This is a genomic window from Corynebacterium phoceense (genome assembly GCF_900092335.1).
In the GTDB taxonomy this organism is placed as follows: domain Bacteria; phylum Actinomycetota; class Actinomycetes; order Mycobacteriales; family Mycobacteriaceae; genus Corynebacterium; species Corynebacterium phoceense.
Genome location: NZ_LT596208.1, coordinates 502,856 through 516,410, shown reverse-complemented (window position 1 = coordinate 516,410; position 13,555 = coordinate 502,856). Strand labels below are relative to the sequence as shown.

General features: G+C 63.6%; 17 protein-coding genes and 1 tRNA gene. 4 read left to right on the top strand and 14 right to left on the bottom strand.

The window, feature by feature from the left end:
• The first annotated feature begins 23 nt into the window (after positions 1-23).
• Positions 24-950: a type I pantothenate kinase gene (gene coaA / locus BN9444_RS06595; RefSeq protein ID WP_066491416.1), complete on the top strand. Its 927-nt coding sequence runs from the start codon at positions 24-26 to the stop codon at positions 948-950.
• Here the strand turns inward: coaA and BN9444_RS06590 are convergent.
• The 5 genes from BN9444_RS06590 to mca form a co-directional block, all read right to left on the bottom strand.
• Entirely contained in the window at positions 947-1,447 is a 501-nt protein-coding gene (locus BN9444_RS06590) for a flavodoxin domain-containing protein (protein ID WP_066509583.1), read from the bottom strand. The genes coaA and BN9444_RS06590 overlap by 4 nt on opposite strands.
• The gene (locus tag BN9444_RS06585) at positions 1,444-2,214 is read right to left on the bottom strand and encodes an isoprenyl transferase (RefSeq protein ID WP_066509612.1); all 771 of its coding nucleotides are present in this window, start codon (positions 2,212-2,214) and stop codon (positions 1,444-1,446) included. Before BN9444_RS06585 ends, BN9444_RS06590 begins: the two co-directional genes overlap by 4 nt.
• 28 nt (positions 2,215-2,242) lie before the next feature.
• On the bottom strand, positions 2,243-3,322 hold the full coding sequence (locus BN9444_RS06580) for a 3-deoxy-7-phosphoheptulonate synthase (protein ID WP_066491323.1): 1,080 nt from the start codon (positions 3,320-3,322) through the stop codon (positions 2,243-2,245).
• A gap of 316 nt (positions 3,323-3,638) precedes the next feature.
• The gene (locus tag BN9444_RS06575; RefSeq protein ID WP_066491326.1) at positions 3,639-3,956 is read right to left on the bottom strand and encodes a hypothetical protein; all 318 of its coding nucleotides are present in this window, start codon (positions 3,954-3,956) and stop codon (positions 3,639-3,641) included.
• 3 nt (positions 3,957-3,959) lie between these two features.
• Positions 3,960-4,847: a mycothiol conjugate amidase Mca gene (gene mca / locus BN9444_RS06570; protein ID WP_066491334.1), complete on the bottom strand. Its 888-nt coding sequence runs from the start codon at positions 4,845-4,847 to the stop codon at positions 3,960-3,962.
• A gap of 100 nt (positions 4,848-4,947) precedes the next feature.
• On the opposite strand from mca, the gene BN9444_RS06565 reads away from it, so the two are divergent.
• The 3 genes from BN9444_RS06565 (at position 4,948) to BN9444_RS06555 (ending at position 6,443) form a co-directional block, all read left to right on the top strand.
• Positions 4,948-5,430: a DUF4307 domain-containing protein gene (locus BN9444_RS06565; protein ID WP_066491338.1), complete on the top strand. Its 483-nt coding sequence runs from the start codon at positions 4,948-4,950 to the stop codon at positions 5,428-5,430.
• 174 nt (positions 5,431-5,604) lie between these two features.
• Entirely contained in the window at positions 5,605-6,126 is a 522-nt protein-coding gene (gene greA, locus BN9444_RS06560; RefSeq protein WP_066491344.1) for a transcription elongation factor GreA, read from the top strand.
• Positions 6,127-6,155: 29 nt separating this feature from the next.
• Positions 6,156-6,443, top strand: coding sequence for a hypothetical protein (locus tag BN9444_RS06555; protein ID WP_068801623.1), 288 nt, complete (start codon positions 6,156-6,158; stop codon positions 6,441-6,443).
• Between the two features lie 507 nt (positions 6,444-6,950).
• On the opposite strand, the gene BN9444_RS06550 is transcribed toward BN9444_RS06555, so the two are convergent.
• The 9 genes from BN9444_RS06550 to BN9444_RS06515 all read right to left on the bottom strand — a co-directional run.
• On the bottom strand, positions 6,951-7,763 hold the full coding sequence (locus BN9444_RS06550) for a Bax inhibitor-1/YccA family protein (RefSeq protein ID WP_068802157.1): 813 nt from the start codon (positions 7,761-7,763) through the stop codon (positions 6,951-6,953).
• 92 nt (positions 7,764-7,855) lie between these two features.
• On the bottom strand, positions 7,856-8,323 hold the full coding sequence (locus tag BN9444_RS15465) for a peptidase associated/transthyretin-like domain-containing protein (RefSeq protein ID WP_329601859.1): 468 nt from the start codon (positions 8,321-8,323) through the stop codon (positions 7,856-7,858).
• Positions 8,305-8,784, bottom strand: coding sequence for a hypothetical protein (locus BN9444_RS15460; RefSeq protein ID WP_329601858.1), 480 nt, complete (start codon positions 8,782-8,784; stop codon positions 8,305-8,307). The genes BN9444_RS15465 and BN9444_RS15460 overlap by 19 nt, the downstream gene beginning before the upstream one ends.
• Positions 8,785-8,867: 83 nt before the next feature.
• Positions 8,868-8,944: transfer RNA gene (locus BN9444_RS06540), tRNA-Leu, on the bottom strand.
• A gap of 86 nt (positions 8,945-9,030) precedes the next feature.
• Entirely contained in the window at positions 9,031-10,005 is a 975-nt protein-coding gene (locus BN9444_RS06535; RefSeq protein WP_066491363.1) for a Ppx/GppA phosphatase family protein, read from the bottom strand.
• A 43-nt stretch (positions 10,006-10,048) separates the two neighbouring features.
• Positions 10,049-10,615 carry a DUF501 domain-containing protein gene (locus BN9444_RS06530; RefSeq protein WP_066509577.1) on the bottom strand — a complete coding sequence of 189 codons (567 nt, stop codon included), beginning with the start codon at positions 10,613-10,615 and terminating at the stop codon, positions 10,049-10,051.
• Between the two features lie 47 nt (positions 10,616-10,662).
• Entirely contained in the window at positions 10,663-11,289 is a 627-nt protein-coding gene (locus tag BN9444_RS06525; protein ID WP_068801622.1) for an FtsB family cell division protein, read from the bottom strand.
• A gap of 151 nt (positions 11,290-11,440) precedes the next feature.
• Positions 11,441-12,718, bottom strand: a complete 1,278-nt coding sequence (gene eno, locus BN9444_RS06520) for a phosphopyruvate hydratase (protein WP_066491368.1) — start codon at positions 12,716-12,718, stop codon at positions 11,441-11,443.
• A 341-nt stretch (positions 12,719-13,059) separates the two neighbouring features.
• A partial coding sequence (locus tag BN9444_RS06515; RefSeq protein WP_141681573.1) for a lytic transglycosylase domain-containing protein occupies positions 13,060-13,555 on the bottom strand: 496 nt, incomplete at its 5' end.

The following is a 13,555-nucleotide window of genomic DNA, read 5'->3' as shown; positions in this document are numbered from 1 at the left end:
GGACAGGTGCGACAATGGACGCCATGGCGCGCTTTACCGATCCCAGCCCGTACCTCGACTTCGACCGCGAAGCGTGGCGGGCACTGCGCAACTCCATGCCGCAAGTGCTCACGGCCACCGAGGTCGAGGAGCTCTCCGGCATCGGCGAAAACATTGACCTTCACGAAGTCGCAGACATCTACCTGCCGCTCTCCCGCCTTATCCACATGCAGGTCTCCGCCCGCCAGAAGCTCACGACGGCCACGGACCACTTCCTGGGCAACCCACCTAATCACGTCCCGTTCGTCATCGCCGTCGCCGGCTCCGTGGCTGTGGGCAAGTCCACCACGGCGCGTCTACTGCAGGTACTGCTGCAGCGTTGGGAGTCCCACCCCAAAGTCGACCTCGTCACCACGGATGGATTCCTCTACCCCACTGCCACGCTGAAGGAACGCGGGCTCATGAGCCGCAAGGGCTTCCCCGAGTCCTATGACCGCCGCGCGCTCATGCGTTTTGTCACCGAGGTAAAGTCCGGCCGCCCGAAGGTCGAAGCCCCCGTCTACTCCCACATCAATTACGACATCGTGCCGGGTGAGAAGCAGATCATCGCGCAGCCCGACATCCTCATCCTGGAGGGCCTCAACGTCCTTCAGACTGGCCCCACGCTCATGGTCTCTGACCTCGTGGATTTCTCCGTCTACGTCGACGCCCGCACCTCGATTGTCGAGAAGTGGTACATCGAGCGCTTCCTCAAGCTGCGCCAGACCGCCTTCCGCCAGCCCGGCGCGCACTTCTCCCACTATGCCGACTTGGATGACACACGCGCGTATACGCAGGCGCGTGAAATCTGGCAGTCCATCAACCTGCCCAACTTGGTGGAGAATATTTTGCCCACGCGCGTGCGCGCCTCACTGGTGCTGCGCAAGGGCGAGAATCACCACGTCGAGCGCGTACGCATGCGCAAACTTTAAGCGCCGTGCGCGCGAGCCCACTCCACGATGGGCGCCAGCTCTGCAAAGTCCACGCGATCGACGTCTTGGTCGTAGGCGTCGATCATCGCATGCTCATTGTCCGACTTGCGCGGCTTGAGCTTGAGCGCGGAGATAACGCCCATCATCACCGTGCGGTGCGCGGCGGACAGCTCCGAGTAGTTCATGCGCCCAGGCAGGTAAAAACGCGCAACGTCTGGGACCATGCCGGCGAGCTGGTCCTTCTCGCGCGCGGCTTCGAGCAGCGTCATGCCCACGGCCACCGCGGCGACGGGACGCGTGCCAAAGTCGTGGTCCTTGATAAAGGACGCGGCCGGGATGCTAGGTCCGTGGACGTAAGAAGCCACGATCACGGGTCCGTCGGACGGGGCAAGCGAGGCGTCGGCGAAGTCCACCACGGAGGCATCGAGAAGCCGCCCCAGCTCCATCGCATACTCGCGGGTCGCGCCGTAGACGCTGGTGTAAAAGACCGTCGTCACTTGCCAAACCGCCGGGAACGATGGGAATAGTCGCGCAGCGCGCGCAGGAAGTCGATCTTGCGGAACGCCGGCCAGTACGTATCCGTGAACCAGATTTCTGAATACGCGGACTGCCACAGGAGGAAGCCGGACAGGCGTTGTTCGCCAGAGGTACGGATCACGAGGTCCGGGTCCGGCAGCCCCTTCGTGTACAGGTGCGACGTGATGGACTCCGCAGTAATGCGCGAGGCCATCTCCGTCGCGGAGGTGCCAGCGGCAGCCTCGGCGCGGATGAGGTTCTGGACGGCGTCCACGATCTCCTGGCGTCCGCCGTAGCCCACGGCGACGTTGACGATGATGCCCTGGTTGTCCTTCGTCGGCCCCGCCGCCGCCTGCATACGCGAGGACACCACCTCGGGCAGCAGATCGAGGTGGCCGACGAGGCGGACCTGGCAGTCTAGCTCCATGCTGGAGAGGTGTTCGATGACATCGGAAATAATGTCGAAGAGCAGGTCTACTTCCTCCGCAGAGCGCTTGAGGTTCTCCGTGGAGAGCAGATAAATGGTGACGACCTCGACCTCGGTGTCGGCGCACCAGCCGATCATCTCGCCGATCTTCGCAGCACCCACGCGGTGGCCGTGGCTCACATCGTCGAAGCCAGCCTCGCGCGCCCAGCGACGGTTGCCGTCCGCCATAATCGCCACGTGCTTGGGCTGCGGAACGCCCTTGAGATCACGCAGAAGCCGGGCCTCGTACAACGGGTAGAGGACCTTCGGCAGCGCGGGCAGTCGTGGCTCAAATTTCACGGTGTCTAGTCTAGCGCCCCGCACGCCGCGCGCGAACCGCCGAGGCCAGTTCTGCCAGCAAATCCACAGTGACGTCGAAGTCCATGCACTTATCCGTGATCGACTGGCCGTAGGTGAGCTCGCTCGGGTCATCGCCCAGCTTCTGCGCGCCGTCCACGAGGAAGGACTCGAGCATAATGCCCGCGATGTGCTCGTTGCCGGCCGCGACCTGCGCCGCGATGTCGCGCGCGACCTCAGCCTGGCGCACGTGATCCTTGCCGGAGTTCGCGTGCGAGGCATCAATCATCAGCCGCGCATCCTCCCCCAGCGTCTCCACCGCGGCGCTTACCGATGCCGCCTCAAAGTTCGGTCCGCTCGTCCCGCCGCGCAGGATGATGTGGCAGTGGCGGTTGCCGTCCGTCTCCACGACGGACGGGGCGCCGTCATCCGAGGTGCCGAAGAAGAAGTGCGGCTTGCTGGCGGCGCCCACCGCGTCGATGGCGACCTGGACGTTGCCGTCTGTGCCGTTCTTGAAGCCAATGGGCATGGACATGCCGGAGGCGAGCTGGCGGTGAACTTGGGACTCCGTCGTACGCGCGCCGATGGCGCCCCAGGCGACGGCGTCCGCGTAGTACTGCGGGGAGTTCGGCTCCAGGAACTCGCATGCGGCGGGCAGCCCCAGGTTGACAACGTCGGTGAGGATCTTGCGGGCCAGGCGCAGGCCACCCGGAATGTCGAAGCTCTGGTCTAGGTGCGGGTCGTTGATCAGGCCCTTCCAGCCCACCGTCGTGCGCGGTTTTTCGAAGTACACGCGCATGACCACCTTGAGGTCGTCCGACAGCGCGCGGGCGAGCGGCGCCAGACGGTTGGCGTAGTCCATCGCCGCTACCGGGTCATGGATAGAGCAGGGACCAACGACCACGACGAGGCGGTCATCTTCGCCGTCGAAGACCTCCGCGATCTCCTGGCGGTCACGCTCGACGGCGGCCATTTGCTCCGGGGTGAGCGGATGTTCTGCTTGGAGCTCGGCCGGCGTGGGCAGCTCATGGAAGGCGCGGACACGGCGGTTGGACGTCGAGGCCGGGTGGGACAGGGAGACGGGTGCGGACATCGCGGGAAACTTTCTGTGGTTCGGGATGAGCCGCCGCCCCGCAAGCTTCCAAGCCTCGGAGCGGCAAACAAAAAGCAGCTCCTCATCGTGAGGGCTGCTTCAAGGCTCCGGGCTTAAAAGGTGTGCGTTATGCCGACAACGTGGCAAGCGCGCGGGTCATACCCGGAGCCTTGCCAAAATAAAATCGGTGAACGAACATACCGCTTACCGTAGCATACGGGGGTGAGCCTATCCCCCATGAGACGGGACACCGCACCCGCGACATGAGAAACCCGCGAGCGGCACGAGGCCATCCCGCGGGTGTGTAGGCACGAGACTAGAAGATGAACTTCTTGCTGTTGTCGTAAATGCCGGCGTCCTTCATCGCGGCATCGAGAGCCTCCTGATCGAAAGGATCAATGCCGTGATCTTGCGCGAAGAGCTGGCGGCGGCGGAACCGCGAGTAGCGGCGATGGAAGAACCAGCCAGCGGTCAGCACGGCGACACCCATGAGCGCGAGGACGAGCAGGCCAATGGGCGAGGCCTTGCCAAACTCAGGGCCCATCGGGCCATCTGACGCGGTCGACTGCGCGAGCACGTACAGCGTCGGCTGCATGGAGGACGTAGCAGCGGCGAGAGTACTAACAATGGTCATGGCTTAAGCTTCCTCTTTTTCTTGGATGCCCGCAAATAGATCGGTCTCCGGAAGATCCGTCGCTACGCGGGTGCGCGCGAGTTCGAATTCCTCCGTGGGCCACAGGCGGCGCTGGTCCGCTGCCGGCGTAATAAGGAACGCGCCGGCCGGATCGATCTGCGTCGCGTGGGCGCGCAGCGCCGCCTCGCGCTGCTCGAAGTAATCACCACACTCGACCTGCGTGGTGACACGGGACATGATGTCGCCGAACGTCGTGTCCCAGCGGGCCATCATCGGCGCGTACGGACTCGGCTTGCCCGCTGCCAGCAGCTCGTCGTGGAAGAGCTTCATGCGCTGGAAGACGAAGCCGTGCGTGTAGTAGAGCTTGAGCGGCTCCCACGGCTGGCCCAGCTCCGGGTGGTAGTCCGCGTCGCCGGCTTTCTCCCACGCGATCATGGACGCGCGGTGAACCATGAGGTGGTCCGGGTGCGGGTAGCCGCCGTTTTCGTCATAGGTGACGATGACGTGCGGGCGAAAGTCACGAATGGCCTTGACCATCGCCTGCGCCGCGTTGTCATCGCCGAGCTTGGCAAAGCAGCCCTCGGGCAGCAGGTTCTCAATTTCTTCCGGGGTGCCCTCCGGCAAGCCGGAGTCGACGTAGCCCAGCCACTGGTGCTGCACGCCCAAGGCCGCGGCGGCGCGTGCCATTTCTTCGTGGCGCACTTCAGCCATGTTTTCCACAATGCCCGGCTTGTCCATCGCCGGATTGATAATGTCGCCGCGCTCGCCGCCGGTGCAGGTAAGAACAAGGACGTCGTTGCCCTCTGCAGCATACTTTGCGGTCGTCGCTGCACCCTTGGACGACTCATCATCCGGGTGCGCGTGAATGGCCATGAGGCGCAATCCGCTCATCGGTAATCCCTACTATCGTTTCTCATCGCTTCAAGCTTGTAACCCTACACAGTTTAAGCCACTTTCTGGCACACGCGAACACCGGCTAAACTAGGTCTCCATGAGCACATCTGATGGCGGCCAGTCGCGCCGTTCCGCCCGCTACGCGGAACGTACCAACCATGAATCCCGCGAAGACTCCTTCAACATCACGAGCAAAGCCATCGCGCTGGTCTTCGTCGCCGTCATCATTGCCACGATCTTCTACGGCTTCCGTTACTTCCAGTCGCGCGAGCAGACGAACGCTGAAATCTCCATGGTCACCCAGCAGATCATCAGCGATGACACCACGCGCGTGTGGGCTGACATCACGCGCTCGCGTCCTGAGGAAGCCGCCTACTGCATTCTCGTCGCCTACGACTACGAGAAGGTCGAGGTCGGCCGCCGCGAAATCGCCCTTGCTCCCGACGGCAAGGAGTCGATCCGTGTCTCCGTCGACGTGCCCACCAACGCCCGCGCCGTCGCTGGCGGCGTCTACGGTTGCTCCAGCCTTGTCCCGCCGTACCTCGACACGGAGAACCCACAGTACAACGTCGAGTCCTAGACCGCGCCCCGCGCACGCACTTTCTCCAAACCGCTAACCACACCATGGCCGACGTGGGCATATCGCTGTGCTAAAATTTTGAGTCACACATGGTCTGGCCGCTCGTTGCGGCTGGGCCCTTATGCTGGTTGCACCAGCACACCTCACAATCCATCTTTAAGGGAAGGTCGCCGCATGGCTGAGCACCAGAAGCAATACATCACTCCGGAAACCAAGGCCAAGCTCGAAGAGGAGCTGCAGGCTCTTATCGACCACCGTCCGGTCGTTGCTGCGGAAATCAACGAGCGCCGCGAGGAAGGCGACCTCAAAGAGAACGCCGGCTACGACGCCGCGCGTGAGATGCAGGACCAGGAAGAGGCCCGCATCAAGCAGATCTCCGAGGTCCTCGCGAACTCCACCACCGAGCGTTCCGGTATCGAGGAAGGCGTCGCCAACGTCGGCACCGTTGTCCACGTCTACTACAACGGTGACGAAGAAGATAAGGAAACCTTCCTCATCGGTACCCGCGCTGCCGCCTCGGACAACCAGGACCTGGAGACCTACTCCGAGCAGTCCCCGTTGGGCGCCGCCATCCTCGGCGCGCACGAGGGCGAGACCCGTGAATACACCGCCCCCAATGGCAAGACCATCTCGGTGACCATCGAGTCCGCCGCTCCGTACGACTCTGCCAAGGCCGCTACCCCGCGCGGGGCTTAATTTCTCTCATCACCCAAGGATTGTTCATCATGAAGAAATTCACTGCTTCTGTGGCTCTCGTGGCCGCCGCTGTCTCTCTTGCTGCATGCCACCCGGCTCACGAGAAGGACTCTGAGGTCAAGGTCACCAACGCCGTGACCCAGGCACCGAACGTCACCGCAGAGAAGTCTGCAGACAACACCGCAACCACGGTCACAACCCCGGCCGCCGCCATTGCGGGCGAGGCCACCCCGGTCGAGGGCTCTGCTGCCACCGCTGAGGAAGGCGTCGAGGGCGCCGCTGCCACTGCCGCTACCATTCAGCAGCCGGCTCAGTAAGCACGCTAACACTCAAAGCCCGGCCGCACCGTAGTGCGGCCGGGCTTTCGCGTGCCCGCCCTCCCCTCAGGACGGCCACGCGGCAGTGGCACCACCCCCGAGTAGCAGTGCCCCCGCCGCGCCAGGCGGTGGCACCTCCCCCGCAGGTACCACCGCCCTGAGCGTGTCCCCCACGGACAATTGTGCCCAATATATTTGGCGAATTCCCCCTCACAGCTTAATTCTCAGAATTAAGAAATACCGAACCGGATAAAGACTTTTAAACACGAAAGTAAAGAGCAATTAAAGTCCGCAGGATATGCGTTGGAAGCCACAATGTCAACCGTGCAGACGCGCGCGTCACAACGCCTAAAGCGGCTACCCCCGCCTACCCCAAATAACCAAAGTGAAATTAAGCCAACATACAGGTACTACCCATGAAGCTGCTATAGGGCCTGTTCAAAACCCACGAAATACGACAGTGCCCGCGGTGACCTAGTCACCGCGGGCACTGTGTTTTAGAAGCTTTTAGCGATTCTGGAAGTAGCTCAGCAGACGGAGAATCTCCGTGTAGAGCCAGACCAGCGTCACGGCGAGCCCCAGCGCCACGCCCCAGGCGTTGCGAGCCGGAGCCTGCGCGCGGATGAGACGGTCTGCTTGGTCGAAGTCCGTGAGGAAGGACAGCGCGCCGAGGACGATGCACACGAGCGAGAAGATAATCGCCAACGGGCCGCCGTCACGCAGCGGGCTGAAGCCGGTAAACAGCGCGAGCAACAGGTTGCCCAGCGCCAGCACAGCCACCCCCACGAGCGCGCCCAGCATGATCTTGTTGAACTTCGGCGTCACGCGCACCGCTCCCGTCTTGTAGACGAAGAGCATGCCAATGAACACGCCCACGGTACCGAGCACCGCCTGGCCGATGAGCGAGGCAGCGGACGCGCCGCCGACCGTCACGTTGGTGAACATGAAGGAGAACCCGCCCACGAACAGGCCCTCAAAGACGGCGTAGATAAGCGTGGTGGCCGCAGAGCCCCACTTCTTACCGAACGTGGCCACGAGGACCGTCGCAAAGCCACCCAGCGCACCCACGAGCGTGAGCAGCGAGGCCAGACCTGGGCTCACAAAGATCGCGATGCCGAAGTTGACAATGGCGCCGACGATGATGACGGCGAGGGTAATGCCGGTCTTCGTCACCACGTCATCAACGGTCATGGGACGCTCAGCAGAGCCCTGCTGTGCGTAGTGGTTGCCGTCAAAAGAGCTGCCAGCGTACGGGTTTGCAGAGTAGCTGTCCTGGCTGGAGCTGGTCAGAGAGTTCATGACCGGGTTGCTAGAGCGCACGGAAGTCACTGTCCTTTCACAGAGTTTTTGTTCTTCTCCTCTATTTAACGCATGAAGTCGCGCGGAAGTTCCCGCCCGCGCGTTGGGGTTTCTTACGCGGACTCATTCGCCTGCGCCGCGCCCGGGCTGCCCTCCGGCGGCTCGCCCCCAGGTCCGCCCTGGCCCGGCATGGGCACCGCCGCGACCTGGGCCTTCGTGGTGGGGTCGACGGGAACGTCGATGCTCACCGCGTACCCGTCGGCCACAGACCCCGTCACCGTCGGCGTCTGCGCGTCCCAGCCATCGGAGAACACGTTGTCTGTCTCCAGCGTGATTCTGTCGAGGTTGCGCGTCGAGCCGTTGTACTCACTCTGTTCATAGACAGCACGCGCCACGTCTTCCGGCACCACGATTTGCGAGGTGAACACGTTATTCGTCGCATCCTTAATGCCACCGATGGAGGTAAAGACCTCAAAGTGAATGTGCGGCCAGCGCCCCGTGTAACAGCCCGGCACGAGCGAGTCGAAGGTGACCTGCACGCCACGCAGCCACGGCTCGCCTGTCACGCCGTCCGAATACATTGAGTACTCGCCCTGCGGACTGCAGTGCCAGTGAGCGGCGCATTGTTATTGGAGATGTCGATGAGGTTCATCGTGAGCGTCATGGGCGTGCCCGTGATACTCCCGCCGCCCTCGATCGAAGACGTGAGGTCGCGGCGTTCAATGCCGGATTCCTCCAGCACGTCCGGACCGTTCGAGCCGTCGCCTGGGTACGGCCCAGCCGTCTCCGTATTAAGCTCCACGCTTTCCGATGCCCCCTCGCTCGCCGTCGCACTCGTCGTCGCGGCCGCAGTCGAGCTGGGAGCCGACTGGCCGCCGGGCGCGCAGGCAGCCAACGCGGCCGAGCCCGCGCCGACACCCAGCACGCCCAGGAGACGGCGCCGGGTAAGGATGGTCTGAATGTCGAAGGTCAGGCCCTGATCCTCGACGTCGTCGTTGGGGCGAGCCAGCGGTCGGCCCTCATACATGGGTGAAGTACTCATGCGAGTAAAGCTATCGCCTCTTGATGGAATTTCCCCCGAATTATGCGCACAGGGCCGCAGGAAAATCCTGGCTGTGTGCTGTGTGGTGCCCCCACAGGGACTCGAACCCTGACTGAATTGATTTTAAGTCAACTGCCTCTGCCGATTGGGCTATGGGGGCCTTCGGTGCCTTTAGCTTATTGCACTCGCCACGGGCACTAAAAATTGGGGCGGCCTTAGGCGCCACCCGGTGGGAGGTGCGGGCCTTTAGGAGGTGGGGGCATCGGCAAGCTCGGCAGCGAGACCTGCAATGATGCCGTCCAGGATGTCCTTCTCGCTGATGACGAAGGAGCGGGCCTCGGTGACCTTCTCCACGGCGTCGATGATGCCCTGGACGACCATGCTGCCGCCGCCGATGACGTCCGCGCGGCCCGGGTGAATGACCGGGTTGAGCACGAGCGAGGCACTGGTCTCGATCAGAATCTGGTCAATGAGCACGCGCAGGGCATCGAAGCGCAGGACGGAGCCATGAATGGCATCGGAGTCGTAGCGTTCTAGGCCCTGAGCCAGCGCCGACATCGTGGTGAACGTGCCAGCGCAGCCGACGAAGGTGCGCGCCTGGTCGAGCGGCACAATCTTGAGGACATCCTCCATGCGCTCGGCGACGTAGTCGCGGGCGATCTCCAGCTCCGTCTCCGTGGCCGGGTCTGAACGCATGATGCGCTCCGTGAGACGCACCGAGCCCATTTGCGCCGAATGCGAGCCAAGCAGCTCGCCGTCCGCGGTGCCGACCACAAACTCGGTGGATCCGCCGCCCACGTCGATAACGCAGTAGGGTGCCTCATCGCGGCCCAAGTCCGCGACCGCGCCGGTAAAGGAGAGCTTCGCCTCCTCGTCGCCGGAGATGACCTCGGCGCGTGCACCGGGCTGAATCTCGCCAAGCAGCTCCGCAGTCATGGAGAAGAACTCCTCGCGGTTGCTTGCATCGCGCGAGGCGGAGGTGGCGACCATGCGCACGCGCTCGACCTTCTCAAACTTCATCTGCTTGACGTACTTCTCGAGCGCCGCGCGGGTGCGCTCTAGCGCGGCCGGGGCGAACTCACCTGTGGCGTCGACGCCCTCGCCTAGGCGCACGATCTCCATGAGACGCGTGATATCACGAATGGTGCCATCCGGCTGCACGTCCGAGATAAGTAGACGGATGGAATTTGTGCCGCAGTCGACGGCTGCCACACGGGTCATGGGAATCTCCTTGCAGATACGGTGTGTGTAATCGTGCCGTGTTCTAGGCGTTGGGCACGTCGAATTGGGCCATGTCGATGCCCAGTTCCTCGACCGTCGGCCAGTCCTGCGGAATGGCGGTGCCGCGCAGATCCTTGTACTCGGCGGCCATGGCGACGGCCTCGGTGCCCAGGCGGAAGTGCTGCGGGCCCTCGGCAAGCGCATAGGCAATGAGCACGTGGAGGCACTTGACGCGGTCCGGCATGCCGCCGCCGGAGAACTGCGTGCCGAGGTCCTCGATGGCGTTGCGCTCAGCCAGGAAGTGCTCGTGGGCGCGCTGATAGTCCGCAGCGAGCTCCTCGTCCTCGGCGAGGCGGGATTCCATCCATTTCATGACGTGAGCGACCTCGAGGCGCGAGGCCTCAGCCGTGAGCCGCGGGTCCGTGAGGTAATACAGCGTGGGAAACGGCGTGCCATCGGGCAGGCGCGGCGCGGTCTTCACAACGGCGGGCTGGCCGTCCGGAGTACGGTACGCGATGGCGAGCACGCCGCGGGCCGAGCGGCCAAGCTGCTCCTTGACGATCTCGAGATCGGCCGCCAGCTGGGCGGCGTCGTTTTCTTGCGCGGTCATGCCCCATATTGTCGCACACCGCGCGCGGAGGCGAAGAACGCGGCCGTCTACCGCCCCGCGGCCGCGTCGCTCCGACTACTGGGCGGCGGGTTCGGCGGGGGCCTGCGCGCCTTCAGGNCGGACACGGCCTCGGAGATTTCGCCGGACTCGCCGGTTTCTGCGGCGATCGGGCTGTCGGAGACGGCGCCGTTGTCCACGGGCGGCTCGGCGAAGGAGTCCCACAGGACCGTGTACCAGTCGCGGGAGTCCTCAACCTGCGTTTTATCCGTCGTCACGGCGGAGTCGTGCGTCATCTTAGGATCGAGGATGCGGTACGCGGTCTCCCCTGGCTTCACCACGCCCAGGCGGCGGCGGGCTTCCTGCTCGATATACGACTCCGAGCGGTACTTGTCGATCTCGGTGAGGAGACGTTCCTTCTCCGCGCTCTTCGCAGCGATGGCCTCGTTGAGGCGCGCAATCTCCGCGCGGCCCTGGTAATAGTTGTTGAGCGGCATGGCCACCGCGACGAGCACGATGATGAGTGCGAGAACCAGAATGCCCCAGCCCAGGATGTCGAGGCGCGTGCGCGCCTCCGCCCGGTCTTTCACGGCGGCGCGCGCAGCTGCACGACGGTCCGCGTCGCGAGAGGCAACGGGGACGGTCGTCCGCGACTTCTTCTTCGAGCTGGGTGCCATAGGACTTCCCATCCTAGCCCGCCGCCGTGCAGATCTCCGGGCGCGGCGCGAGTCCGCACGCAAAAATCCCGCCGTCCGAAATAGACGGCGGGATAGTTGTCAGCGCGCTAGGCGCTGTGCGCATGCCACGCGGTGGGCGCGACGCGAGGCTTTAAGCCTGGAAGCGCGGGAAGGCGGAGCGGCCGGCGTAGACGGCGGCATCGCCAAGCTCCTGCTCGATGCGCAGCAGCTGGTTGTACTTGGCCACGCGCTCGGAACGAGCCGGGGCACCGGTCTTGATCTGGCCGCAGTTGAGGGCGACAGCGAGGTCAGCGATGGTGGTGTCCTCGGTCTCACCGGAACGGTGGGACATCATGGTGCGGTAGCCGGCGCGGTGAGCCATTTCGACAGCGTCGAAGGTCTCGGTGAGGGTACCGATCTGGTTAACCTTGACGAGGAGGGCGTTGGCGGCCTTCTTCTCGATGCCCTCGGCCAGGCGGGCCGGGTTGGTGACGAAGAAGTCGTCGCCGACGATCTGAACCTTGTCGCCGATGGCGGCGGTGAGCTTGGTGTAGCCCTCCCAGTCATCCTCCTGCAGCGGGTCCTCAATGGAGACGATCGGGTAGTTCGCGATGAGGTCCTCGTAGACCTTGGCCATCTCCTCAGCGGTGTGCTCGCCGCCCTCGAAGTGGTACTTGCCGTCCTTGTAGAACTCGGAGGAGGCAACGTCAAGAGCCAGGGCGATGTCCTTGCCCGGCTCCAGGCCAGCCTTCTTGATGGCCTCGACGATAAGGTCGAGAGCCGCCTTGGTGGACTCTGCCTCCGGGGCGAAGCCGCCCTCGTCACCGAGGCCGGTGGACAGGCCCTTGGACTTAATAACGGACTTCAGAGAGTGGTACACCTCAGCGCCCATGCGCAGAGCCTCAGAGAAGGACTCGGCACCGATCGGGGCAATCATGAACTCCTGGACGTCAACGCCCGAGTCGGCGTGGGCGCCACCGTTAACGATATTCATCATCGGAACCGGCAAGAGGTGGGCGTTCGGTCCACCGATGTAGCGGTAGAGCGGCAGGCCAGCGGACTCAGCGGCAGCCTTCGCAACGGCGATGGACACGCCGAGGATGGCGTTGGCGCCGAGGCGGGACTTGTTCTCCGTGCCGTCGAGCTCGATGAGCTTGGCGTCGACGAGGCGCTGATCATCAGCTTCCATACCGGCGATTTCATCGACGATTTCCTCGTTGATGTTGTGGACAGCGTTGAGAACGCCCTTGCCCAGGTAGCGGTCGCCACCATCACGCAGCTCGTGGGCCTCGTGGACACCGGTGGACGCACCGGACGGCACGCCGGCGACGCCGTGTGCACCGTCCTCAAGGAAAACCTCAGCCTCAACGGTCGGGTTGCCGCGGGAATCCAGAATTTCACGGCCAAATACGTGCATGATGCCAGCCATTATGTGCTCACTCCTGTAAACATTGTGTGTGGTCTGAAAGGGTTCGAATCAGCCCGGCAGTGCGCGTTACGTTCTATGCGCTCCAGCCTGAAACGAGGAAGTTTTTTATTCCGCCCATAATTGTTCCAGATTTTTGCGATCTGTGGCGGGGCTGGCCAGAAAAATCAGCAAGGTCACAGTCCGAACAGTAGACATGGGCGGCTCACACAGCGCCGCCACAGCCCGATTCAGCTGGGCAAACCATGCCAGAGTGCCCGATTACGCCCGAAAGTGTGGCATTTCCCACCTTTGCCCGACGAGAGACCGCGCGGGCATCCGGGCGGGCGTTGGCAAGGTTTGTTTTAGGAGTTTGCCGGCTGCGGCACGGCGTAGGAGTTCGCAGCCTTGGCAACGCGGGTGACGTAGTCGCGTGAGTTGTTATAGGCGTAGATGGCCTCGAGCCAATCCTCTTCCACGGCGAGATCGCGGTCGTTATCGCAGAGCAGATTGGCGGCGCTCAGCGCGGCGTCATCAATCTGCTGTGGGTCGGCGACGCCGTCGCCGTCCGCGTCGAGGCCGAAGTGTTCCCACGTGCTGGGAATGAACTGGAGAGGGCCCACGGCGCGGTCAAATTCCGTGTCGCCGTCGAGGAGGCCGCCGTCAGTGTCCTCGATGCGCACCGTGTTATTCGTGCCGTCGAGCGGAATGCCCACAATCTTCGGGTCGGGGCGGCCGGTGGCGTCGAGGTTCGACGGCTTAAGCCAGCTGCCACCGTAGGTGCCGTGGCGGGTTTCGACCCAGCCAAGGCCTGCGAGGGGGTTCCACTGCAGGTGACATTCGGGCCAGGCGTCGCGGGCG